We start from the raw sequence: 2,801 nt of genomic DNA on the forward strand, positions 1-2,801 counted from the left end.
TACGATGGAGTGGGGTGGTACTTTGAGTGGAACGGCGAAAACAGAATGATCGAGGCCCGTAATTACGCCGACATCATGAATCCCAGCAGCGGTGCCGTTCGCCTGACCTTTACCTACGACTATCAGGGTCGCCGGGTCGAGAAAACCGTCGAAGAATACGACGTGCCCCTCGCCTCGATGCAAACCGTCTCCGAAGAGCGTTTTATCTATGACGGCTGGAACCTAATCGCCACTTTCAGCTCTCAGGTTTCCGGTCTCAGCCATCAGGCCACCTATCTCTGGGGCCAAGACCTGAGCGGGTCGATGCAGGGAGCCGGTGGAGTAGGAGGACTGTTGAGTGTCTTGGATAAGTCCAGTTCAGACGTTTTCTACCCGACTTACGACGCCAACGGCAATGTCAGCGAGTATCTCGACGAAACCGGGGCCATTGCCGCCCACTATGAATACTCGTCATTCGGTCGCGTTATCGCTTCGACCGGAGCACCAGACGATTTCGCCTTCCGCTTCTCGACCAAATATCAAGATAACGAGACGGACCTACTGTATTACGGCTTCAGATACTATGTCCCCGAAACCAGTCGGTGGGCGTCTAGGGATCCGATTGAGGAAGAAGGTGGCCCGAATCTGTATGCGTTCGTCGGGAATGATGGGGTGAATGCGTGGGATTACTTGGGCAAACAAGGAAAACTCGGACGCTTAACAGATTTTTGGTATGTTGAACGAAGATTAAATCCAACTGGAGATTCTGCTGCTGATCGTTTTATTAAAGCACTCAATCTTCAGCATGCGTTTGTATTGAAATCCGAGAGTCCATGTGCGCCGCTAAAGACAGATCCAGGGTATGGATTTTACATGAAAGGCGTTACAAGAGAAAAAGTGATAATAACCCAGCTGACTACAGCGCAACAATACAGAGTTAAAGGAGTCAGGTCTAGGTTTAGATCTGGTTCGAAGGAAGGGACAAGGTGCGATTGTGCCAGCGACGAAGACATATTAGAGTGTATTCGGACTTTTCCGCCCTCTAGGAGTTACTATGTTCCACCTGCCAATCTAAGAGGTCTTTGGGAGTTTCTTACGGGCAAGAAGTATGCTTGTGATGACTGGGCAGAAGAAGCAGCTAGTGCCTGTTGTCTTAACAAAACACACATAAAGAAAACATGTGGTCAAAATTGATGGCTAAGTTCTATTTTGTGCTAGCTTTGGCTAGCACTATAGCCTTCCTATTTGTTGGGTTCTCACTAATAAAAGATAAAATGAGAATGGCTTGGAGGCCGATGGTATTGAATGATTTTTTCCATGCCATCCGAGGGGAACTAAACAATAATGAAAATTATAAATCCCTTGATGAAATAATTGCTGGTGGAAAGGATTTATCTTTAGAAACGATCTACGCTAGCAATAGCGAATTAGGTCTCAGTAATCTTGAGACTGCTAGAAAAATGAAAAGTGATGGCTTCACGAAAAGCCAGATACTCGAAAGTGTTGAGCCACCATTTAAGATTGGGTTTCTAGGTGATCGATGGTTTGTCTACGAAAATCCGAGGATTTTTGATGCTAGTGATGGATTGCTCATTCAAATGGATGATGGAACAGGTAGTTGGGTTTCAGATGGATTACTTCAGTCTTTGGGTATGACCCAAGGACATCGGTAACAAGTACCACAAGGACATCGGTAACACTTTATACTGGCGAATATGCCATGGAAAGAAACCGAACCGATGACCGAAAAAGGGGAACAGCGACAGGGTATGACCCCAATGGCACTTAGATAAGGCGGTTTTCAGTAATTTTGTATCCGCATAATGGATATAGAGCTTGCCCGAGGCGTTGGATTCCGCAAGTCTTTGGTGTGCAACAAAATAACTTGTTTCTTCCCGGTTTTCACCACGCCTTCGGGCGAAGCCCTAAGTCCGGCCTCAAGAAGCTCGAGGCTGCGAGGGATTCGATCATGGAGTCACTTCCGGGTCAACTGCCGAGGATCTTCGGCGAGGTATTGCCTGTTGAGTCCATACCGAAGCGTCCGCCCGACCGCTCCGGTATCCGCCCCCGCTTCCGGCCTCCGATTACACGGCGATGGCCTGCGCTTTCGCCCAAGTGATTTTATATCCAATCCCGCCTGATACCTTCCTGCCAGTCGCGGGCTCCTTCGGAAGGGGCGGGACTGGACATGAAAATCGTCTTGTGCGAGTCTCCGGCAGAAGTGGGTCGGCCGGGGAGCGGGGGCTGCTCCCGGCTCGGACGGGCTCCGTTGTCTTCGATTCGGTGACTCCTCCGTGTCGCGGTAATGTTCCCTCCGTGTCCTTCGGCCACTGCGCGCTCCTTCGTCGCTTTGCCCGAAGCTTCCCTCCGCATCGACTTTCGATGCTCCAAATTTTGGCAAGGCCCCGCGCCCGGCGGCAACGGCGATCCGGTGGCTTTCCCTCCGTATCGGAATATCCCCGACAAGAGAGGGTGACAAAAAGGGGTCAGCCCAATGTTTCATGGTTTTCCTGCGATCCGAATTCCTCTTTCCAGGATTCCAAGACCGTCACGGACGCCCTTATGCCGTCCCGGCACCTCCGCCTCGCCCCCGCACCACGGCCTTCTCGTATCCTTGGCTGGCCGACGGTAGCCGGGCGCAACGGAGGATTTGTTCTTGGCATCGCCGCCGATCCGGATCAGGATTTAAGCGTGGGTTATTCGTATGATAACGCAGGACGCCTTTCGACCGTCACCGACGGCGCGGATACCTTTACCTACGGCTACCTCGCGAATACCGTGGGAATGCTCGCCGAGACCGAAGGCCCGGCCCACACCGCGAG

Annotated in this window: 4 protein-coding genes; 3 read left to right on the forward strand and 1 reads right to left on the reverse strand. The window is 51.5% G+C overall.

The window, feature by feature from the left end; translation table 11 throughout:
• Both H5P30_RS07640 and H5P30_RS07645 read left to right on the forward strand, forming a co-directional pair.
• The coding region (locus H5P30_RS07640) for an RHS repeat domain-containing protein (RefSeq protein ID WP_185692370.1) at positions 1-1,173 on the forward strand (1,173 nt) is incomplete at its 5' end.
• Positions 1,158-1,652, forward strand: coding sequence for a hypothetical protein (locus H5P30_RS07645; protein ID WP_185692371.1), 495 nt, complete (start codon positions 1,158-1,160; stop codon positions 1,650-1,652). The genes H5P30_RS07640 and H5P30_RS07645, both read left to right, overlap by 16 nt.
• 448 nt (positions 1,653-2,100) lie before the next feature.
• On the opposite strand, the gene H5P30_RS07650 is transcribed toward H5P30_RS07645, so the two are convergent.
• Positions 2,101-2,352 carry a hypothetical protein gene (locus H5P30_RS07650; protein WP_185692372.1) on the reverse strand — a complete coding sequence of 84 codons (252 nt, stop codon included), beginning with the start codon at positions 2,350-2,352 and terminating at the stop codon, positions 2,101-2,103.
• A 189-nt stretch (positions 2,353-2,541) separates the two neighbouring features.
• Between H5P30_RS07650 and H5P30_RS07655 the strand changes: the two genes are divergently transcribed.
• Positions 2,542-2,801 (forward strand): hypothetical protein (locus H5P30_RS07655; RefSeq protein WP_185691371.1); only part of this gene is annotated, 260 nt, incomplete at its 3' end.

The organism is Puniceicoccus vermicola (assembly GCF_014230055.1).
GTDB lineage: Bacteria > Verrucomicrobiota > Verrucomicrobiia > Opitutales > Puniceicoccaceae > Puniceicoccus > Puniceicoccus vermicola.